At 64.3% G+C, this 20,153-nt stretch carries 24 protein-coding genes; 12 read left to right on the top strand and 12 right to left on the bottom strand.

Annotated features, from left to right (window positions below; all coding sequences use genetic code 11):
- Window positions 1-44 precede the first annotated feature (44 nt).
- A complete protein-coding gene (gene rpsO / locus V3596_RS05585) occupies window positions 45-314 on the bottom strand; it encodes a 30S ribosomal protein S15 (protein WP_334276672.1) in 270 nt (89 codons plus the stop codon).
- Between the two features lie 355 nt (window positions 315-669).
- Here rpsO and V3596_RS05580 point away from each other — a divergent pair, with 355 nt between their 5' ends.
- Window positions 670-1,083 (top strand): Hsp20/alpha crystallin family protein, encoded by a 414-nt coding sequence (locus tag V3596_RS05580; protein ID WP_334276670.1) that lies wholly within the window; start codon window positions 670-672, stop codon window positions 1,081-1,083.
- Here the strand turns inward: V3596_RS05580 and tsaD are convergent.
- The 10 genes from tsaD to uvrB all read right to left on the bottom strand — a co-directional run bounded on the left by tsaD (window position 1,076) and on the right by uvrB (window position 10,290).
- Window positions 1,076-2,116, bottom strand: a complete 1,041-nt coding sequence (tsaD, locus tag V3596_RS05575) for a tRNA (adenosine(37)-N6)-threonylcarbamoyltransferase complex transferase subunit TsaD (protein ID WP_334276668.1) — start codon at window positions 2,114-2,116, stop codon at window positions 1,076-1,078. The two genes, V3596_RS05580 and tsaD, sit on opposite strands and share 8 nt — an antisense overlap.
- Window positions 2,117-2,120: 4 nt before the next feature.
- A complete protein-coding gene (gene fdx / locus V3596_RS05570; protein ID WP_334276666.1) occupies window positions 2,121-2,456 on the bottom strand; it encodes an ISC system 2Fe-2S type ferredoxin in 336 nt (111 codons plus the stop codon).
- Between the two features lie 20 nt (window positions 2,457-2,476).
- The gene (gene hscA / locus V3596_RS05565; RefSeq protein WP_334276664.1) at window positions 2,477-4,333 is read right to left on the bottom strand and encodes a Fe-S protein assembly chaperone HscA; all 1,857 of its coding nucleotides are present in this window, start codon (window positions 4,331-4,333) and stop codon (window positions 2,477-2,479) included.
- A gap of 3 nt (window positions 4,334-4,336) precedes the next feature.
- Entirely contained in the window at window positions 4,337-4,855 is a 519-nt protein-coding gene (gene hscB / locus V3596_RS05560) for a Fe-S protein assembly co-chaperone HscB (protein WP_334276663.1), read from the bottom strand.
- Between the two features lie 64 nt (window positions 4,856-4,919).
- The gene (gene iscA, locus V3596_RS05555; protein ID WP_334276662.1) at window positions 4,920-5,243 is read right to left on the bottom strand and encodes an iron-sulfur cluster assembly protein IscA; all 324 of its coding nucleotides are present in this window, start codon (window positions 5,241-5,243) and stop codon (window positions 4,920-4,922) included.
- Window positions 5,244-5,254: 11 nt separating this feature from the next.
- A complete protein-coding gene (iscU, locus tag V3596_RS05550) occupies window positions 5,255-5,641 on the bottom strand; it encodes a Fe-S cluster assembly scaffold IscU (RefSeq protein WP_334276661.1) in 387 nt (128 codons plus the stop codon).
- A gap of 26 nt (window positions 5,642-5,667) precedes the next feature.
- A complete protein-coding gene (locus V3596_RS05545) occupies window positions 5,668-6,888 on the bottom strand; it encodes an IscS subfamily cysteine desulfurase (RefSeq protein WP_334276660.1) in 1,221 nt (406 codons plus the stop codon).
- A gap of 25 nt (window positions 6,889-6,913) precedes the next feature.
- Window positions 6,914-7,447, bottom strand: a complete 534-nt coding sequence (locus tag V3596_RS05540; RefSeq protein ID WP_334276658.1) for a Fe-S cluster assembly transcription factor — start codon at window positions 7,445-7,447, stop codon at window positions 6,914-6,916.
- Window positions 7,448-7,659: 212 nt separating this feature from the next.
- The gene (locus tag V3596_RS05535) at window positions 7,660-8,169 is read right to left on the bottom strand and encodes a low molecular weight protein-tyrosine-phosphatase (RefSeq protein WP_334276657.1); all 510 of its coding nucleotides are present in this window, start codon (window positions 8,167-8,169) and stop codon (window positions 7,660-7,662) included.
- A complete protein-coding gene (uvrB, locus tag V3596_RS05530) occupies window positions 8,170-10,290 on the bottom strand; it encodes an excinuclease ABC subunit UvrB (RefSeq protein ID WP_416383962.1) in 2,121 nt (706 codons plus the stop codon). It abuts the gene before it with no gap.
- 152 nt (window positions 10,291-10,442) lie between these two features.
- Here uvrB and V3596_RS05525 point away from each other — a divergent pair, with 152 nt between their 5' ends.
- From V3596_RS05525 to V3596_RS05490, 8 genes are all read left to right on the top strand, one after another.
- Complete coding sequence (locus tag V3596_RS05525) at window positions 10,443-11,645, top strand: amino acid aminotransferase (protein ID WP_334276655.1); 1,203 nt, start codon at window positions 10,443-10,445, stop codon at window positions 11,643-11,645.
- Window positions 11,646-11,797: 152 nt separating this feature from the next.
- Entirely contained in the window at window positions 11,798-13,105 is a 1,308-nt protein-coding gene (locus V3596_RS05520; protein WP_334276654.1) for a polyhydroxyalkanoate depolymerase, read from the top strand.
- A complete protein-coding gene (gene rsxB, locus V3596_RS05515; protein ID WP_334276652.1) occupies window positions 13,102-13,776 on the top strand; it encodes an electron transport complex subunit RsxB in 675 nt (224 codons plus the stop codon). Before V3596_RS05520 ends, rsxB begins: the two co-directional genes overlap by 4 nt.
- Window positions 13,777-13,780: 4 nt before the next feature.
- Window positions 13,781-14,440 carry an endonuclease III gene (gene nth, locus V3596_RS05510; protein WP_334276650.1) on the top strand — a complete coding sequence of 220 codons (660 nt, stop codon included), beginning with the start codon at window positions 13,781-13,783 and terminating at the stop codon, window positions 14,438-14,440.
- Window positions 14,441-14,486: 46 nt separating this feature from the next.
- On the top strand, window positions 14,487-14,702 hold the full coding sequence (locus tag V3596_RS05505; protein ID WP_334276648.1) for a DUF904 domain-containing protein: 216 nt from the start codon (window positions 14,487-14,489) through the stop codon (window positions 14,700-14,702).
- Window positions 14,703-14,704: 2 nt separating this feature from the next.
- Complete coding sequence (locus V3596_RS05500; RefSeq protein WP_334276646.1) at window positions 14,705-15,049, top strand: cell division protein ZapA; 345 nt, start codon at window positions 14,705-14,707, stop codon at window positions 15,047-15,049.
- Window positions 15,050-15,332: 283 nt separating this feature from the next.
- Window positions 15,333-15,779 carry an EVE domain-containing protein gene (locus V3596_RS05495; RefSeq protein WP_334276645.1) on the top strand — a complete coding sequence of 149 codons (447 nt, stop codon included), beginning with the start codon at window positions 15,333-15,335 and terminating at the stop codon, window positions 15,777-15,779.
- Window positions 15,779-16,588, top strand: a complete 810-nt coding sequence (locus V3596_RS05490; protein ID WP_334276644.1) for a sulfite exporter TauE/SafE family protein — start codon at window positions 15,779-15,781, stop codon at window positions 16,586-16,588. The genes V3596_RS05495 and V3596_RS05490 overlap by 1 nt, the downstream gene beginning before the upstream one ends.
- A gap of 34 nt (window positions 16,589-16,622) precedes the next feature.
- Here V3596_RS05490 and V3596_RS05485 read toward each other — a convergent pair whose 3' ends face one another.
- Window positions 16,623-17,657, bottom strand: coding sequence for a GGDEF domain-containing protein (locus V3596_RS05485; protein WP_334276643.1), 1,035 nt, complete (start codon window positions 17,655-17,657; stop codon window positions 16,623-16,625).
- A gap of 300 nt (window positions 17,658-17,957) precedes the next feature.
- On the opposite strand from V3596_RS05485, the gene V3596_RS05480 reads away from it, so the two are divergent.
- From V3596_RS05480 to V3596_RS05470, 3 genes are all read left to right on the top strand, one after another.
- Window positions 17,958-19,169 (top strand): BaiN/RdsA family NAD(P)/FAD-dependent oxidoreductase, encoded by a 1,212-nt coding sequence (locus V3596_RS05480; RefSeq protein WP_334276642.1) that lies wholly within the window; start codon window positions 17,958-17,960, stop codon window positions 19,167-19,169.
- 183 nt (window positions 19,170-19,352) lie between these two features.
- A complete protein-coding gene (gene rpsU, locus V3596_RS05475) occupies window positions 19,353-19,565 on the top strand; it encodes a 30S ribosomal protein S21 (RefSeq protein WP_007833691.1) in 213 nt (70 codons plus the stop codon).
- 133 nt (window positions 19,566-19,698) lie between these two features.
- Entirely contained in the window at window positions 19,699-20,145 is a 447-nt protein-coding gene (locus tag V3596_RS05470; protein WP_334276624.1) for a GatB/YqeY domain-containing protein, read from the top strand.
- Window positions 20,146-20,153: the final 8 nt, after the last annotated feature.

The following is a 20,153-nucleotide window of genomic DNA, read 5'->3' as shown; positions in this document are numbered from 1 at the left end:
GCTGGCTTTGCAGTCCAGACAGGCTCTTTCACTTCGTCGCCAGATTACTTGCGCAGGCCCAGCTTCTGGATCAGCGCGGTGTAGCGGTCAGCGTCCTTGCGCTTCAGGTAGGACAGCAGGCTCTTGCGCGTGTTGACCATCTTCAGCAGACCGCGACGGCCGTGGTGGTCCTTGGCGTGGGTCTTGAAATGGGGGGTCAGGTCGTTGATGCGAGCGGTCAGCAGAGCAACTTGGACTTCCGGGGATCCGGTGTCATTGGCGCTGCGAGCGTTCGACTTGACGATTTCTGCCTTCTTGATATCGGCGACTGCCATGGTGCGTTCCTAGATGTCGGAAGCCGCTGGGCAGCGCAATGCTAGCTCGCAGACGGTTTCCAGGTTTTAACTTGCGGTCACAGGTGAAACCGACCCGTGCCGTGCCTTGATTCACTACCAAGCCACGAATGGCCAAACAGCAAAACCTGCGGATTGTAGCCCAAGTCTGGGGGTTGCCCTGAAGGGGTGACCTGGAAGATGGCCAAGCGATCGGACTTGGGGCTGCTCGCGCCGCTTCCAAGTCCCTCGAACCTGTATTTCTTCAGGCCCTTGAAAGGCCTCTCGGCGGGCCAAGTTTGGGATTCATGGGCGCCGCAGCGTGCCTTGCAACCCACCCTCCCAAGGAGCGAAGACCATGTTTGTGATCCCCATGACCCGCCATTCCGCCGACCTGTCGCAACGCATCGAACGCCTGTTCAATGTCGACCCCGATGCCCGCGCCCTGCGCAGCCCGGCGCTGGACGTGACCGAAAGTGACCAGAGCTACACCCTGCAGCTGGACCTGCCCGGCATCGCCAAGGAAGCCGTGAAGATCCGCATTGAAGGCCGCCGCGTCAGCGTCGATGCCGAACAGGCCCTGCCGGTCGCCCTGCCCGATGGCGAGCGCGTCCTGCATCGTGAGCGTTCGGTGACCCGCTTCTCGCGCAGCATTGCCCTGCCCCAGGAACTCGACCAGGCCGGCTCCAGCGCCAAGCTGGAGAACGGTGTGCTGACCCTCTCCCTGGCCAAGCGCGTGCCGGCCGGTGCCGGCGAGCTGAGCGTCAGCTGACTTCGCCCAAGGCCCAGCGCGGCCGGACCTCGAATCCGCCGCCGCTGGGCGCCGTTGCACCGATGCCGCGTTGCAGGCGCAGCGCAGCCGCCATGGCGATCATGGCGCCGTTGTCGGTGCACAGGCTCAGCTCGGGGTAGTGAACGCGGATGCCGCGCTTGGCACAGGCCGCGTTCAACTGTTCGCGCAGCATCCTGTTGGCGCCCACGCCACCAGCCACGACCAGGCGCTTCAGCCCTGATTCCTTCAAGGCCAGCAGAGACTTTTTCAAAAGCACCTCGACGATGGCCGCCTGCGTCGACGCCGCCAGATCAGCCCGCTGCTGCTCGGTCGGCGCATCGCCCAGTTTCTTCACTTGCGTCAACACTGCTGTCTTCAAGCCGGCGAAGCTGAAGTCAGGCTTGCCGCTGTGCATCAGCGGCCGAGGCAAGGCAAAGGCTTCCGGATTGCCGGTTTCGGCCAACTTGGCCAGATGCGGGCCGCCTGGATAGGGAAGGCCCAGGAGCTTCGCGCTCTTGTCGAACGCTTCGCCTGCCGCATCGTCAATCGTTTCACCCAGCAGCTCGTAGCTGCCGACTTCATCGACGCGCATCAGCTGCGTGTGGCCGCCAGAAACCAGCAGGGCCACGAAGGGAAACTCCGGTGGATCGCTGGACAGGAAGGGCGAAAGCAGGTGGCCTTCAAGGTGATGAACCGCCATCGTCGGCTTGCCCAGCGCCGCGGCAAGCGATACAGCCACGCCCGCGCCGACCAGCAAGGCACCGGCAAGTCCCGGGCCTTGCGTGTACGCAATGACGTCAACATCGGCCAGCGAGGCCTGGGCACGCGCCAGGACCTCGCGGGTCAAGGGAATCACGCGGCGAATATGGTCGCGCGAGGCCAGCTCGGGCACCACGCCGCCATAAGCCTGGTGCATGGAGATCTGGCTGTGCAGGGCGTCGGCGAGCAGCTTGGGTGAGCCGCCCTGCTCGGTGAACTCGACCAGGGCCACGCCGGTCTCATCGCAACTCGACTCGAAACCCAGCACGCGCATGGCTTCAGCCTTCCTTGGCGTGATTGATCGAATACTTCGGAATCTCGACCGTCACGTCCTTCTGGCCCAGGATGGCCTGGCAGCTCAGGCGCGAGTTGGCCTCCAGGCCCCAGGCACGGTCCAGCATGTCTTCCTCGCCCTCTTCCATCTCGGACAGCGAGGCAAAGCCCTCGCGCACGATGACATGGCAGGTGGTGCAGGCGCAGACCTGGTCGCAGGCGTGTTCGATGTCGATATGGTTGTCCAGCAGCGCTTCGCAGATCGAAGTACCAGCCGGCGCTGTGACCGACCTGCCATCCGGGCAGTACTCGGCGTGCGGAAGAATCTTGATGATGGGCATGGGGGCCTCTGCCTAACTCTTTAAACCTGATCGATGTTGCGGCCAGCCAGGGCCTGATGGATGCCTCGGTTCATGCGCGCGGCGGCAAAGGCTTCGGTACCCTTGGCCAGCGCTTCGACGGCGGCATCGATGGCATGCGAGTCTTCGCCCTTGGCGGTTTCGTTCATGGCTGCCAAGAGCCTTGCAATATCGGCACGCTCAGCATCGGTCAGCAAATCACCGTCAGCGTTCAGTGCCGAATGCGTGGCGAGCAGCATGCGCTCGGCTTCCACGCGCGCTTCGCGCAGCGCGCGGGCCTGCATGTCCGACTCAGCGGAGGCGAAACCGTCCTTCAGCATGCCCGCAATCTGATCGTCCGACAGCCCGTAGCTTGGCTTGACCTGCACGGCAGCCTCGACGCCCGAGCCCAGCTCCTTGGCCGAAACGCTCAACAAGCCATCAGCATCGACCTGGAAGCTCACGCGGATGCGCGCCGCACCGGCCACCATCGGCGGAATGCCACGCAGCTCGAAACGTGCCAGCGAGCGGCATTCGCTCACCAGTTCGCGTTCGCCTTGCAGCACGTGGATGGCCATGGCGGTCTGGCCGTCCTTGAACGTCGTGAAGTCCTGCGCCTTGGCAATGGGGATCGTGGCATTGCGCTCGATCACACGTTCGACCAGGCCGCCCATGGTTTCAAGCCCCAGCGAAAGCGGGATCACGTCCAGCAAGAGGATCTCGCCATCGGCGGCATTGCCGGCCAGCTGATTGGCCTGGATGGCCGCGCCCAGCGCCACCACTTCGTCCGGATTCAGGTTGGTCAGCACCTCGCGGCCGAACAGCTCGCCGACAGCACGGCGAACACAAGGCATGCGCGTGGAGCCGCCGACCATCACCGTGCCCTGCACCGCATCGGGCTTCACCTTGGCATCGCGCAGCACGCGGCGCACCGAAGCCAGGGTCTTGGCAATCAAAGGTTCGGCCAGCGCCTCGAACTGGGCGCGGCTGACGATGACATTGAGCTCGCCGCCATCGAGGACGCAATGCAAGGCGGTGGAATCGACATCCGACAAGGCTTCCTTGGCCAGGCGCGCAGCGACCAGCACGGCCCGCTTGTCATGCGCGCTTTCGGCGCTGCGCCCGGACTGGGCCAAGGCCCAGTCGGCCAGCGCACGGTCAAAGTCGTCGCCGCCCAGTGCTGCATCGCCGCCGGTAGCCACGACCTCGAACACGCCCTGGGTCAGGCGCAGGAGCGAAATATCGAAGGTGCCGCCGCCGAGGTCGTAGACCGCGTAGAGCCCTTCGCTGCCATTGTCCAGGCCATAGGCAATCGCCGCGGCCGTAGGCTCGTTGATCAGGCGCAGGACATTGAGACCGGCGAGTTGCGCCGCATCCTTCGTCGCCTGACGCTGCGCATCGTCAAAGTAGGCCGGCACCGTGATCACGGCACCGAACAGGTCGTCGGCAAAACTGTCTTCGGCGCGATAGCGCAGGGTCGCCAGGATCTCGGCCGAAACTTCCACCGGCGACTTCAGGCCATGTCGCGTGTGCAGGCTCAGCATGCCCGGCGTGTCTTCGAACTCGTAGGGCAGCTTCTCGCGGTTGGCGATGTCGGCCAGTGAGCGCCCCATGAAGCGCTTAACCGAAACGATGGTGTTCTCCGGGTCTTCGGCCTGGGCCTCGAAGGCCTCGGCGCCAATCTGGCGTCTACCCTCATCCAGGTAGCGAACCGCTGAGGGCAGGATCACACGCCCCTGTTCGTCGGGCAGGCATTCGGCCACGCCACTGCGCACCGAAGCGACCAGCGAGTGCGTGGTGCCCAGGTCGATGCCGACCGCGATGCGACGCTCATGCGGATTGGGCGATTGGCCGGGTTCGGAAATCTGCAGCAAAGCCATGTCTTAGTGTCCCAGGGCGTCCAGGCGCTTATCGATGTCGGCGCGGAAGCGCGCCACGAACATCAGCGCCCTCACCCGCTTGGCCGCTTCGGCCGGATCATTCTTCTCGTCGAGCAACTCGCCGGCTTCGGCCAGCAGGCCGCGCTCACGGGCCAGCACTTGTTCGTCCAGCGCTTCAATGGCGGCCGCGCCGCTCGCCTCATCAAGCGCCTCGCGCCATTCCATCTGTTCCATCAGGAAGGCGGCCGGCATGCTTGTGTTCTCGTTGGCCTGCAAGGCCGCGCCACGCAGTTCGCAAAGGTAGCCTGCGCGCTTTTGCGGATCGCGCAGGCGCTGGTGCGCCTCGTTCACGCGCAGGGCCCATTGCATGGCCTGGCGCTGGGCCGATCCGCCTTCGGCGGCGAACTTGTCCGGATGGACCTTGGCGGCGAGTGCCTTCCAGCGCGCCTCGATATCGGCCGCATCCTGCGCAAAGCGCTGGGGCAGGCCGAAGAGGCTGAAGTCGTCGTCGTCGAGGCGCATGGTCGGTGGAGAAAGCAAAAAGCGCGGCCTTTCAAGCCGCGCCACTGTGGATGCCGCCCGGACTTTACACGCGGAAGGACTCGCCGCAGCCGCAGCGGTCCTTCTCACGCGGATTGCGGAACTTGAAACCCTCGTTGAGGCCTTCGCGCACGAAGTCGAGTTCGGTGCCGTCCAGGTATGGCAGGCTTTTCGGGTCGATCAGGATCTTCACGCCATGGCCCTCGAAGATCACATCCTCGGGCGCGAACTCGTCGGCGTACTCAAGCTTGTAGGCCAGACCCGAGCAGCCGGTGGTCTTGACGCCGAGGCGTACACCGACACCGCGACCGCGCTTTGCGATGTAGCGGGTGACATGGCGTGCAGCTGCTTCGGTCAGAGTGACGGACATCGGCTCAGCCCTTATTGCGAGTGCTTGGCGCGGTAGTCGTCCACCGCGGCCTTGATCGCGTCTTCGGCCAGGATGGAGCAATGGATCTTGACCGGCGGCAGCGCCAGCTCTTCGGCGATCTGCGTGTTCTTGATCGAGAGCGCCTGGTCCAGACTCTTGCCCTTGACCCATTCGGTCACCAGCGAACTGGAGGCGATGGCCGAACCGCAGCCATAGGTCTTGAACTTGGCGTCCTCGATCAGGCCCGTGGCCGGGTTGACCTTGATCTGCAGCTTCATCACGTCGCCGCAGGCCGGTGCGCCGACCATGCCCGTGCCCACGGTCTCGTCGCCCTTTTCGAAGGCGCCGACATTGCGGGGGTTTTCGTAATGGTCGATGACTTTTTCGCTGTATGCCATGGTGTTCTCCTAATTCGTTCGTTCGATCAGTGTGCTGCCCACTGGATGGTGCTCAGATCGATGCCGTCCTTGTACATGTCCCACAGCGGCGAGAGCTCGCGCAGCTTGGCCACGCGGTCTTTCAGTATCGTCACTGCGTAGTCGATTTCTTCTTCGGTCGTGAAGCGGCCGATGGTCATGCGCAGCGAGGAATGCGCCAGCTCGTCGCTGCGGCCCAGGGCGCGCAAGACATAGCTCGGCTCCAGGCTGGCCGAGGTGCAGGCCGAGCCCGAGGACACGGCAATGCCCTTCACGCCCATGATCAGCGACTCGCCTTCCACGTAGTTGAACGAGATGTTCAGGTTGTGCGGCACGCGGCGTTCCATGTCGCCGTTGACGAAGACCTGCTCGATGTCCTTCAGGCCGTTCAGGAGACGCTGCTGCAGCGCGCGGATGCGCTCGCCCTCGGTGGCCATTTCCTCGCGGGCGATGCGGAAGGCCTCGCCCATGCCGACGATCTGGTGCGTGGGCAGGGTGCCCGAGCGCATGCCGCGCTCATGACCACCGCCGTGCATCTGGGCTTCCAGGCGCACGCGCGGCTTGCGGCGCACATACAGGGCGCCGATGCCCTTGGGGCCATAGGTCTTGTGGGAAGCCAGGCTCAGCAAGTCGACCGGCAGCGTGGCCATGTCGATCTGCACCTTGCCGGTGGCCTGCGCCGCATCGACGTGGAAGATGATGCCGCGCTCGCGGCAGATCGTGCCAATGGCCGGAATGTCCTGAATGACACCGATCTCGTTGTTCACGAACATGACCGAGACCAGGATGGTGTCGGGCCGCAGCGCGGCCTTGAACACCTCCAGGTCGAGCAAGCCATCTTCCTTCACGGAGAGATAGGTCACCTCGAAGCCCTGGCGCTCCAGTTCACGCGTGGTGTCGAGCACGGCCTTGTGCTCGGTCTTCACCGTGATGATGTGCTTGCCGCGGCTTTGGTAAAAGTGGGCAGCGCCCTTGATGGCAAGGTTGTTGGACTCGGTGGCACCCGAGGTCCAGACGATTTCGCGCGGGTCGGCGCCGATCAGCGCAGCCACCTGCTCGCGCGCCTTTTCAACGGCGGCTTCGGCTTCCCAGCCCCAGGCGTGGCTGCGCGATGCCGGGTTGCCGAAATGCTCGCGCAACCACGGGATCATGGCGTCGACGACGCGCGGGTCTACCGGCGTCGTCGCGCCGTAATCCATGTAGATGGGGAAGTGAGGCGTCATGTCCATGAGACTTCTTCTTTTGGCTGGCTGCTTATTTGCTGAAGGCGTTGCCGAGGGCAAAGACCGAATTCGGGGCGGTGATGCGGATGGGCTTGACCACGGGCTGGCTGGAGATGGCGCGCTTGATGGGTGCTTCCTCGATGGTCACGCCCTTGGCCAACTGGTCTTCAACCAGCTTGCGCAGCGAAACGGAGTCGAGGTACTCGATCATCTTGGCATTGAGGCTGGTCCACAGCTCATGCGTGATGCACTTGCCGGTGTCTTCGCCCATGCAGTTTTCCTTGCCGCCGCAACCGGTGGCGTCGATCGGCTCGTCCACGGCGACAATGATGTCGGCCACCGTGATCTCGCTGGACTTGCGTCCCAGCGAATAGCCGCCGCCCGGGCCACGGGTGCTTTCCACCAGCTCATGGCGGCGCAGCTTGCCGAACAGTTGCTCGAGATAGGACAGGGAAATCTGCTGCCGCTGGCTGATGGCAGCCAGGGCAACCGGACCGCCGTTTTCGCGCAGCGCCAGATCAATCATCGCAGTGACGGCAAAACGGCCTTTGGTGGTGAGACGCATATCAAGCTCCTGATAGTCCGGCCCGATCCGGCGGATCGAGCCCTTGGCAGCGGCCAGTGCTCAGGTCCTGCCCATCCCAAGAATTCAAGCGCCAGCCTGGCGGGTTAACCCTTGGGTAAGTCCGACTATTTTACTCAATTATGGGCAGGCTTGCTGGGGACGCCCACGCGGCGGCCTGCAAGCCCCTGGCAAAGCTGGGGTTTGACCCAGCCTCAGGCGCCCGGGCTCTTGAGACGCTCGGCCAATTCGCCGGCAAGCTGGGCGCAGCGTGGCTCGATCAGGTCCAGCACCCGGTCAAAGCCGGACGGCCCGCCGTAGAACGGATCGGGCACGTCGGCATCACCCAGCAGCAAGGCCAACCGACCCTGCAACTCGGCCGGGCAACGCTTGCGCAAGGAGGCGAGATGCCCCTGGTCCATCGCCAGAACGAGATCGAAACGCTCAAAATCCGCGCGCTCAAAGCGGCGAGCCCGCTGCCGCGAGAGGTCGTAGCCGCGGTGCGCGGCATGCTTTTGCGAACGCTTGTCCGGCGGCTCGCCAACATGAAAGCTCTCCAGGCCGGCCGAGTCGACCAACACCTGCTTGTCGAGTCCGAGCTCGGCCAAGCGCTTTTCCAGCACGGCCTGTGCGGTGGGTGAGCGGCAGATATTGCCCGAGCAAACCATGAGCACGCTCAGACGCGGCTTGCGGCCCAGCATGCGGTCCAACAATGGCTTGATCACTCAGCGACTTCCCTTGGCAGCCTCGATCGGCACGATATTGTCGTGCACCGCAGCACCAAAGGCCTGCTCGCGCAGTTGCGCCAACTGGTCGCGCATGCGGGCGGCCTGCTCGAACTCGAGGTTGCGGGCATGCTCCAGCATCTTCTTCTCCAGCTGGACGATGCGCTTGCTCAAGTCCTTCTCGGACATCTCCTCGACCTCGGCCGCCGCGATCAACTTGTGATCGTCGCGACCCGGCTTGTCCGAGTACACGCCTTCGATCAGCTCCTTGATCCGCTTTTGCACACTGCGCGGCGTGATGCCGTTGGCCGTATTGAATTCGATCTGCTTGGCGCGGCGGCGTTCGGTTTCGCCGATGGCCTTGCGCATCGACTCGGTGATGCGGTCGGCGTAAAGAATCGCCTTGCCGTTCAGGTTGCGCGCCGCGCGGCCAATCGTCTGGATCAGGCTGCGCTCGGAACGCAGAAAGCCTTCCTTGTCGGCATCCAGGATGGCCACCAGGGACACCTCGGGAATATCCAGGCCTTCGCGCAGCAAGTTGATGCCGACCAGCACGTCGAAAGTACCAAGGCGCAGGTCGCGCAGGATCTCGACCCGCTCCACCGTGTCCACGTCGGAGTGCAGATAGCGCACCTTGACGCCGTTGTCGGTCAGGTAGTCGGTCAGCTGCTCGGCCATGCGCTTGGTCAGCGTCGTGATCAGCACGCGCTCGCCCACCTCGACGCGATGCCGAATCTCCTGCAGAACATCGTCCACCTGGTGAGTGGCGGGCCGCACTTCGACCTCGGGATCGACCAGCCCGGTCGGCCGCACCACCTGCTCCACCACCTGCCCGGCGTTCTGCTGTTCATAGGCAGCCGGCGTTGCGGAGACAAATACGGCCTGCCGCATCTTGCGTTCGAACTCCTCGAACTTCAGCGGCCGGTTGTCCAGCGCCGAAGGCAGGCGGAAGCCGTATTCAGACAGCGTCGTCTTGCGCGCGCGGTCGCCGTTGTACATGCCGCCGAACTGGCCGATCAGGACATGGCTCTCATCCAGGAACATCAGGGCATCGGGCGGCAGATAGTCCACCAGCGTGGGCGGCGGCTCGCCCGGCGCCGCGCCAGAGAGGTGGCGCGAGTAGTTCTCGATGCCCTTGCAGTGGCCCACCTCCTGCAGCATTTCGAGATCGAAACGGGTGCGCTGCTCCAGGCGCTGCGCCTCCACGAGCTTGCCTTCCTTGACGAAGAAGCCGAGCCGCTCGCGCAGCTCTTCCTTGATCGTCTCGATGGCCGCCAGCACTCTTTCCCGGGGCGTGACGTAGTGGCTGCTCGGATAGACCGTGAAACGCGGAATCTTCTGGCGGATCTGGCCGGTGAGCGGATCGAACAGCGACATGCTTTCGACTTCATCGTCAAACAGCTCGATGCGCAGGGCGAGTTCCGAATGCTCGGCCGGAAACACATCGATGGTGTCGCCGCGAACACGGAAATGGCCGCGGCTGAATTCCATCTCGTTGCGCGTGTACTGCATGCGAATCAGCTGGGCAATCACGTCGCGCTGGCCCATCTTGTCGCCGCTGCGCAGCGTCATCACCATCTGGTGATAGTCGCTCGGGTTGCCGATGCCGTAGATCGCAGATACCGAAGCCACGATCACCACATCGCGCCGCTCCAGGAGGCTCTTGGTGCAGGACAGGCGCAACTGTTCGATCTGCTCGTTGATCGCGCTGTCCTTCTCGATGAACATGTCCCGCTGCGGCACATAGGCCTCGGGCTGGTAGTAGTCGTAGTAGCTGACGAAGTACTCGACCGCATTCTTCGGGAAGAACTCGCGGAACTCGCTGTAGAGCTGGGCTGCCAGCGTCTTGTTGGGCGCGAACACGATGGCCGGCCGGCCCAGGCGGGCGATCACATTGGCCATGGTGTAGGTCTTGCCGGAGCCGGTCACGCCCAGCAGCGTCTGGTAGCTCAGGCCGTCGTTGATGCCTTCGCAGAGCTGGGCAATCGCCGTGGGTTGGTCGCCCGCCGGCGGAAATGGCTGGAAAAGCTGGAACGGCGAGCCTTCGAAGCTGACGAACTCGCCCTTCGGCTCTTCGCTGGCTTCCTCTGGAACGGGCATGACGGCAGTCGCTTTTTGCATCGGGAATTCCCTGAGCTGCCATCCCGCCGCCGCCTAGAATTGGCGTCGCTGACGTTGGCAACCAACAGCCCGACAGCGTAGCGCAGTCAAACCGGAAACGCCGGCCTGCCACCCAAGCCCTCATGCCACCGTACTGTCAGGAAAGAGCTTCCATGTCCTTGTTCTCCGCCGTCGCCATGGCCCCGCGTGACCCCATCCTGGGCCTCAACGAGCAGTTCAACGCCGACACCAACCCGGCCAAGGTCAATCTGGGCGTCGGCGTGTACTACGACGAGAACGGCAAGCTGCCGCTGCTGCGCTGCGTGGCCGAGGCCGAAGCCGGCATGCAGGCCGCCCCGAAAGCCCGCGGCTACCTGCCGATCGACGGCATCGCCGCCTATGACAAGGCCGTGCAGGGCCTGGTCTTTGGTGCGGACAGCGACATCCTGAAGGCCGGCCGCGTGGCCACGGTGCAGGCCATCGGCGGGACCGGCGGCCTGAAGATCGGCGCCGATTTCCTGCAGAAGCTCAATCCCGCCGCCAAGGTCCTGATCTCGGACCCGAGCTGGGAAAACCACCGCGCGTTGTTCACCAATGCCGGTTTCACGGTCGACGCCTATCCCTACTACGACGCCGAGAACCGCGGCATCAACTTCGCCGGCATGCTGGCCGCATTGAACGCAGCGCCGGCCCGTACGGTCGTCGTGCTGCACGCCTGCTGCCACAACCCGACCGGCTACGACCTGACCGCCGCCCAGTGGGAGCAGGTTGTTGCCGCCGTCAAGGCTCGCGGCCTGGTGGCTTTCCTCGACATGGCCTACCAGGGCTTTGGCGAAGGCATTGCCGAAGACGGCGCGGTAATCCAGCAGTTCCTGGCCGCCGGTCTGGACTTCTTTGTCTCTACGAGTTTCTCGAAGAGCTTCTCGCTCTATGGCGAGCGCGTCGGCGCCCTGAGCGTGGTCTGCGCCTCGGCTGACGAAACGGCCAAGGTCCTGAGCCAGCTCAAGATCGTGATCCGCACCAACTACTCCAACCCTCCCACTCATGGCGCACAGGTCGTGGCAACCGTGCTGGGCACGCCGGCCCTGCGCTCGATGTGGGAAGAAGAGCTGGCCGGCATGCGCGTGCGCATCAAGGCCATGCGCGGCGCCCTGGTGGCGGCCCTGAAGGCCGCTGGCGTCACTGCCGACCTGGAGTTCGTCACCCGCCAGAAGGGCATGTTCAGCTATTCGGGCCTGAATGCGGCCCAGATGCAGCGGCTGCGCAGCGAGTTCGGCATCTATGGTGTGGACTCGGGTCGCATCTGCGTGGCCGCGCTGAACGAAAAGAACCTGCCGGCAGTCGCCGCGGCCATGGCGGCCGTCATGCGCGGCTGAAGCTCGCTCCATCGATGTGCGCAAAGCGCCATTTTTTGGCGCCAAGGCCCCGATCTGGGGCCCAAACCCCGGATTGGTGCTGATGCTGCATTGCACAAATTGAGGCAAGATAGGGCCTTCCCTGCCCTGCCCCAAGCTCAAAGGTTGCCCACATGCTGTATCAGTTCTTCGAAACCCAGCGCGCCCTGCTGAGCCCCTTCTCGGAGTTCGCCAGCGCCTCGGCCAAGCTCTACAGCCACCCGCTGTCGCCCTTCACGCACACGCCGATGGCGCAGCGCGTCTCTGCCGGCCTGGACCTGATGCACCGACTGGCCAAGGACTACGAGAAGCCGGAATTCAATATCCGTGGCGTCGAGGTCGATGGCGTGGAAGTGGCTGTGCAGGAGCTGGTGCCGATCACCAAGCCCTTCTGTCGCCTCTTGCGCTTCAAGCGCTACACCGACGACGTGGCCGTGCTGACCAAGATGAAGGACCAGCCGACCGTGCTGGTCGTGGCGCCGCTCTCCGGCCACCACTCGACGCTCCTGCGCGAGACCGTGCGCACGCTCCTGAAGGACCACAAGGTCTACATCACTGACTGGACCGATGCCCGCATGGTGCCGACCGACGTCGGCGCCTTCCACCTGGACGACTACATCGCGTATGTGCAGGAGTTCATCCGCCACGTCGGCCCGAACTCGCATGTGATGTCGGTCTGCCAGCCCACCGTGCCGGTGCTGGCGGCGATTTCGCTGATGGCCTCCAACTGCGAACAGACCCCGATCACGATGACCATGATGGGTGGCCCCATCGACGCCCGCAAGAGTCCGACGGCCGTCAACAACCTGGCAATGAACAAGAGCCACAGCTGGTTCGAGAACAACGTCATCTTCCGTGTGCCGACGAACTTCCCGGGCGCTGGCCGAGCGGTCTACCCTGGCTTCCTGCAGCACACCGGCTTTGTGGCCATGAACCCCGACCGCCACCTGAGCTCACACTACGACTACTTCCTGGACCTGGTGCGCGGCGACGGCGACAGTGCCGAGTCGCACCGCCAGTTCTACGACGAATACAACGCCGTGCTGGACATGCCGGCCGAGTACTACCTCGAAACCATCAAGACCGTGTTCCAGGACTTCGCGCTCGTGAACGGCACCTGGGAAGTGAACGGCCAACTGGTGCGCCCGCAGGACATCAAGACCACAGCCCTGCTGACAGTGGAAGGCGAGCTGGACGACATCTCCGGCGCCGGCCAGACCCGTGCGGCGCACGACCTGTGCGAAGGCATTCCCAAGGGCCACCAGTTCCACTACGACGCGATCGGCGCCGGCCACTACGGCATCTTCTCGGGCCGCCGCTGGCGTGAAAAGGTCTATCCGGAGGTGCGCGACTTCATCGCCAAGTACCAGGCCAAGCCCTTGTCGCCCGCGGCCAAGGCGACGGCACCGGCCAAGCGCGCCCGAAAGCCCGCCGGCCGATGAGCTCGACAGCCCCGGACGAGCTGGCGAACCTGGTTCAACAGCTCGACCAGGCGCTGCCGCAAACCCAATGCACCCGCTGCGGATACCCCGATTGCCGCAGCTATGCCGCGGCCGTAGCGTCCGGCGAAGCCGAGATCAATCAATGCCCACCCGGTGGTGACGAGGGCGTGCGCCGCCTGGCTGCTCTGACCGGCAAGGCAATACTCGCGCTCAATCCCGAGAACGGCATCGAAGCCGCGCGCGCATTGGCTGTCATTGATGAGAGCTGGTGCATCGGCTGCACCCTTTGCATCAAGGCCTGCCCGGTCGACTGCATCGTCGGCGCGCCCAAGCAGATGCATGTGATCGTCAACGAGCAATGCACCGGCTGCGAGCTCTGCATCCCAGCCTGCCCGGTCGACTGCATCTCCATGGTCGAGGTCAGCGGTGGTCGCACCGCCTGGGAGGCCTGGAGCAAGCCGCAAGCCGATGAGGCGCGTCAGCGCTACCGATTCCATCAGATGCGGGTGGCTCGCGCCGAGGTCGAGAATGAAGAGCGCCTGCGCCAGAAGGCGCAAGCCAAGCTGGCTGACATTGCCGCGGCCTCCAAGCTCACCGATCCCAAGGCCCTGGATGCCAAGCGCGCCATCATCGAAGCCGCCCTGGCGCGCGCGCGGGCTCGCGCAAAATGAGGGCATGAATCCTCAGCAGATCCGCGAGTTCTTCGCCATCCTCGAGCGCGCCAATCCGGCGCCGCAGACCGAGCTTGAGTACGCCAGTGTGTTTGAGCTGTTGGCCGCCGTGCTGCTGTCTGCGCAAGCCACCGACGTGGGCGTCAACAAGGCGACTCGCAAGCTCTTTCCGGTGGCCAATACGCCGGCCAAGATTCTCGCGCTCGGCGTCGAGGGCCTGGAGGCCTACATCCGCACCATCGGCCTTTACCGCACCAAGGCCAGGAACCTGCACGAGACCTGCCGCATCCTGCTGGAGCAGCATGAGGGCAATGTGCCGCGCAGCCGTGAAGCGTTGGAGGCCTTGCCCGGTGTCGGCCGCAAGACTGCCAATGTCGTGCTCAACGTGGCCTTTGGCGAACCGACCGTGGCGGTAGACACGCACATCTTTCGAGTCTCCAACATCACGGGCCTCGCTCCTGGCAAGAACGTGATGGCCGTCGAACAGGGCCTGCTCAAGCGCATTCCGCCGGAGTACCTGGTCGACGCGCATCACTGGCTGATCCTGCATGGCCGCTATGTCTGCCAGGCTCGCCGGCCGCAGTGCGAACGTTGCGCGGTTGCCAACTGTTGCGACCACGGCCGCGCCCTGGCCGCCAAGGAGGCACGGACCCTGCCGGCCTGACGCCTACAATCAGCCGCCCGCGCTGCCACCATCAAGCCACGCATCCATGCCAAGCCTCACCGATCTTCTCGAACGCGTAGAGCGGCTGCTGCTGCGCCATGACGAACTCAAGCGCACCAACACGCTGCTGCAGGAACAGGTGCAAGCCCTGAGCCAGGAGCGCGACAGCCTGCGCTCGCGACTGGGCGCGGCCCGCTCGCGCATCGACGCCTTGCTCGAGCGCCTGCCCGTTGAAACCACCGAACCCGGGAAGAACAGCTGAATATGAAGCAGATGGAAGTCACCATCATGGGCCAGAGCTATCTGCTGGGCTGCCCCGAAGGCGGCGCTGACACGCTGGGCCGCGCCGTGGCCCAGGTGGACCGCGAGATGTGTGCGATCCGCGATGCCGGCAAGGTCAAGGCGCGCGAGCGCATCGCCGTGCTGGCAGCGCTGAATGTGGCCTATCAGCTGGCAGAGCAAGGCAGCAAGCCTGCAGCGGCGCCCAAGGCCACAGTGCCTGCGAGTACAGCGGCAGCCGCCCTGCCTCAAGACCTGCCTGAAAGCGAACTCGACGCTTTGATGCAGCGCCTCGATGCCGCCCTGGCCGAAGACGGTCAGTTGCTCTGAAGATCGCTGAGCCGGGCCCGGCCGGCGCGTAGAATCCACACTGTCCATCGCGTTCGCGTGAGTCTTATATTTCCTTGACCGATGCTCTATGAGCAGGGGCTTGGAACATCGCCCGGTTGGTGTGATCGTCTCGCGTCAGATGAACCCGAAGCTCGGCTGACCTCGCCCACCTGAATCCCCGGGTTCAGGAATGCGGCTCATGGCTCGCGATGGACACCTTTCTCCCTTCGTTTCTCCCTTCCAGACCACCGACCCAGCGAGGCCCACGGTGAATTATTGGTTGATGAAATCCGAGCCCGAAGAATGCTCGATCGACGACCTGGCCGCCGCGCCGGGCCAAACCGTCCCCTGGATCGGCGTGCGTAACTACCAGGCACGCAACTTCATGCGTGATGGCATGCACCTCGGCGATGGCGTCCTGTTCTATCACTCGTCCTGCCCGCAGCCCGGCATCGCTGGTCTTGCCGAAGTGGCCAGCAGCGCCTACCCGGACGCCAGTCAGTTCGACGTCAAGAGTCCCTATTTCGACGCCAAGGCCAAGCCCGACGAGCCGCGCTGGCTTCATGTTGACGTGAAGCTTCGCAAGAAGACCCGGCTTCTGAGTCTGCCCGAGATGAAGGCCGCACCCAAGCTGGCCACGATGCGCACGCTGCAACCGGGCAATCGACTGTCGATTACACCGGTGAGCCCTCAGGAATGGGCCGAGGTCTGCCGGCTGCTGGGTGTTTGATGGACGCTTTGCTGCTCGCTGAATTGCTGGGACTCGGGCTCGTGTCCGGATTCCTGGCGGGCCTCCTGGGCATTGGCGGCGGCATGCTGATGGTGCCCCTGCTGACCGCACTGCTCTCGCAGCGCGGCGTGAACGCAGACATGTCGGTCAAGATGGCCATCGCCACCTCGATGGCGACCATCATGTTCACCTCGCTCTCCAGCGTGCGCGCCCATCACAAGCGCGGCGCCGTGCGCTGGGACATCGTGCGGCACATGGCACCCGGCATCCTGGTAGGCGGCCTGGCGGCGGGTGCCGGTGTCTTTGCCCTGATCAAGGGCGCCTCGCTCGCCTTGGTCTTCGCAGCCTTCGTCGGGTTTTCGGCCTTGCAGATGCTGCGCGACAGGAAGCCCGCGCCGAGCCGACAGCTTCCCGAGCGCGCCGCCCTCGTGGGCGTGGGCTCGGGCATCGGCCTGCTGTCGGGCCTCGTGGGGGCTGGCGGCGGCTTTGTTTCGGTGCCCTTCATGGCCTGGTGCAATGTGCCTATCCACAATGCCGTAGCGACGAGCGCCGCCCTGGGCTTCCCGATAGCGCTGGCCAATACCTTTGGCTATCTGCTCGGCGGCTGGGACCTGGAGCCGACGCTGCCGGGCGCGATGGGCTACCTCTACCTGCCGGCACTGGCCGTGATTGCCCTGGCCAGCGTGACGATGGCGCCGCTGGGTGCACGTGCGGCTCACGCCCTGGACGTGAAGCAGCTCAAGCGCGCTTTCGCCTGCCTGCTGTTCCTGCTGGCCGGCTACATGCTCTACAAAGGCCTGATCAGCTGATCAGCTGATCAGCCGATCAACCAAAACCTGCGACTCAGGGCAGGACGGCGAAGGGAATGGACGCCAGCACGACCTGGTTGCCGCCGCGGCGTTGCGCTTCCTGCACTGCGGCCTCGCTGGCTGTCAGCAAGTCTTCCTGCTTGGAGGCCGTGTGCGGGAAGCTGGCAACGCCCAGCGACAAGGACAGGCCCAGGTCCTGCCCATTCAGCACCACGATCTGCGCCATGCATTGACGGCGCAATTGCTCCATTCGCGCATGAGCAGTGGCCAGGCCCACACCCGACAGCAGCACCGCAAAGCGCTGCTCGCCGACGCGGCAGGCCGCGTCCATCGCACGGGTGTTGGCGCGCAGCATGCGACCGACACCTTCCAGCATGCGTTGCTGGGCCTCGGCGCCCAACGCCTCCAGCTTGGCAGGCGAGCCGTCCAGCGCAATCATCACCAGCGCGAACTCGCGGTGCTCGCGGGTTGACAGATCGATCTCGCGCAGCAACTGGTCGTCGAACTGCGCACGCAGGTACAGGCCGGAGACATCATCACGGCCGCTGCCAAGCTGAATCTCGCGGCGCAATTGCTCCAGCGCCTTCTGCTGCTGCTCGATCTGCTGCAAGGCGCGCTGCAGGTGGCTTTCGCGGTGGCGCTCTTCGGTGCGCTCAACCCATAGCGACATCAGGAATTCGCTGCCGACCGGTGCCCGGGTGACCGAGAACTCGCGGCGGCGGCCGCCGAGCTCGAGCTTGTGCTCGCTGAGCACGGTTGTGCGCTGAGCCATCACCGTCTGCTCGACACGGCGCATGGCGACCACCTCATCGGCGCGCATCAACTCGTTGTCGGTGCTACCGACCACGCCAGCCTCACGGTCAAACAAGGCATCCAGACCCGGACTGGCGTAGACATAGCGGCCCGTGGCCAGCGACTTGACCGCCACCAGGCTGCCTTGCGGCTCGATCAGGCTCAGCAAGCGCTGCGCTGCCTCCTGCTCAGGCACGGCCAAGCCGGTCAGCCATTGGCCGAATGGGCCGATGGGCGGTGGCGTGTTGGCGCCAGGCGCAGAAGCAGATGTATCCATGAACCCTCGAGATCAGCGGCCTGTCCAAGCGACAGGCCTGCAAAATTCATCCCTGCAAGAGCGGGGTCGGTCGAATGTAGATGCCACTACCTGCACCGCCAAGTGCCAGATGCGACAGTCTTGCCACGCCCCCCTAGCTTGCTCGCCCGGGATCGTAGCCACATCGAAACCTGTCCTGCTCATGCAACGACCGATGTTCGCACCGAAATGCGCGCGCGCAGCAGGGGAAAAGCACCTGTCTGAGGGGGCAAAAGCGCATTGCCGGCAGCCGTGGATTCGCTCGGCGACAATCCCGAGCTCATGCAGAACTTCGATTTGACTGTGGTAGGCGCCGGTGCAGCCGGCCTTTTTTGTGCCGGCATTGCGGGCCAACTGGGCCTGCGCGTGCTGCTGATCGACCATGCAGACAAGCTGGCCGAGAAGATCCGCATCTCCGGTGGCGGCCGTTGCAACTTCACCAATCGCGAAGCGACGCCGTCCAATTTCCTCTCCGAGAACCCGAATTTCTGCCGCTCAGCCCTGGCCCGCTACACGCCCAAGGACTTCATCGAGCTGGTGCAGCGCCACGGGATCGCTTTCCACGAGAAGCACAAGGGCCAGCTGTTCTGCGACCACTCGAGCGAGCAGATCATCCAGATGCTGGTGAAGGAGTGCGATGCAGGCGGCGTTGAGCGTTGGCAGCCCTGCACCGTGGCCGACCTGCGCCAGGCCGCTGTAGGAGGATTCGAGATCGAGACCTCGCGGGGCCAGGTCTTGAGTCGCCGCGTCGTGGTCGCCACCGGCGGCCTCTCCATCCCGAAGATCGGCGCGAGCGACTGGGGTCTGCGCCTCGCGCAGCGCTTTGGACATCGCATCGTCGAGCCGCGCCCGGCGTTGGTGCCGCTGACCTTTGCGCCGGAGGACTGGGCACCGTTTGCCGAGCTGGCCGGGCTCTCGCTGCCCGTTGAGCTTTCATGCGGCCAAGGCAAGGCCAAGGGGCGCTTCCTGGAAGACCTGCTCTTCACTCACCGCGGGCTGAGCGGCCCTGCCATCCTGCAGATTTCCAGCTTCTGGACCGAAGGCCAGGACTTGCAGCTGGACCTGGCCCCCGAGACCGATCTCGCAGCCGCCCTGCGAGACTTGAAGGCCAATTCACGCCGACACCTCGGCAACGAGCTTGCTACGCTGCTGCCTTCACGCCTAGCGCAGGCCTGGATAGAACGGCTGAAGCTCGACGCCAGCCGCCCGATGCCGGAGTGCAAGGACAAGGACCTGCAGACGCTCGCCGATTCGCTGAAGCGCTGGACCTTGAAGCCCAATGGCAGCGAAGGCTGGCGCAAGGCCGAGGTGATGCGCGGCGGTGTCGACACCCGGGAACTCAGTTCGCAGAGCCTGGAGAGCCAGCGAGTGCCAGGCCTGCATTTCATTGGTGAAGTGGTCGACGTGACAGGCTGGCTGGGGGGCTACAACTTCCAGTGGGCCTGGGCCAGCGCGGCAGCCTGCGCGCGCGCGGCGGCGACGGCTCCTGTTTGAATTCCCAGGCGCATTTTGGCAATTGTTTGATTTTCGGGCTACAATCGCTGTCTTTGCTGGCAAAACCCTGCGCGTCGATTCGGTAGCGGAGAGTCCGGACCACCGCTTCAGAGGCTGCATCGTTGAATTCTCTCGATCAGGCCACTGGCGAACACCGAGCGCATTATTAGGAACCACTGTTTCATGACCACCATTCGCGTCAAAGAGAACGAGCCCTTCGATGTGGCTCTGCGCCGTTTCAAGCGCACCATCGAAAAACTGGGCCTGCTGACCGATCTGCGCGCCCGCGAGTTCTACGAGAAGCCCACGGCTGAGCGCAAGCGCAAGAAGGCTGCCGCCGTCAAGCGCCACTACAAGCGCGTGCGCAGCATGCAGCTGCCGAAGAAGCTGTACTGATTCTCTCCTTCGGGAATCATGAGCTTCACGTGGGCCTCAGGGTCCGCGAAGGAACAAAGCCCGCACAGGACGCTGCCGCGGGCTTTTTCTATTTCCGCTCCAGAATCGACGCATTGAACAAGGAAGACCTGCCATGAGCTTGAAAGACCGCATCACCGAAGACATGAAGGCCGCGATGCGCGCCAAGGAAAGCGAGCGCCTGACCACCATCCGCATGCTGCTCGCTGCCGTGAAGCAAAAGGAAGTCGATGAGCGCATCGTGGTCGACGATGTAGCCCTGGTGGCCATCGTCGACAAGCTGATCAAGCAGCGCAAGGATTCGATCAGCCAGTTCACGGCCGCTGGCCGCATGGACCTGGCCGACAAGGAAACCGCCGAGCTCGCCGTGCTGGAAGCCTATCTGCCGCAGCGACTGTCGGCCGAAGAGATCAGCGCCGCGGTTGCCGCCATCGTGTCCGAACTCGGCGCCAAGGGCCCGGGCGACATGGGCAAGGTGATGGGCGCCGTCAAGGCTCAATTGGCTGGCAAGGCCGACATGGGCCTGGTGTCCGCTGCCGTCAAGGCCGCACTGGCACCGTAAGCACGAGG

Source organism: Roseateles microcysteis (assembly GCF_036880965.1).
In the GTDB taxonomy this organism is placed as follows: Bacteria; Pseudomonadota; Gammaproteobacteria; order Burkholderiales; family Burkholderiaceae_C; genus JAUASW01.
Note: the sequence above shows the minus strand (reverse complement) of the source record. Positions and strands in the feature narration are given on the sequence as shown.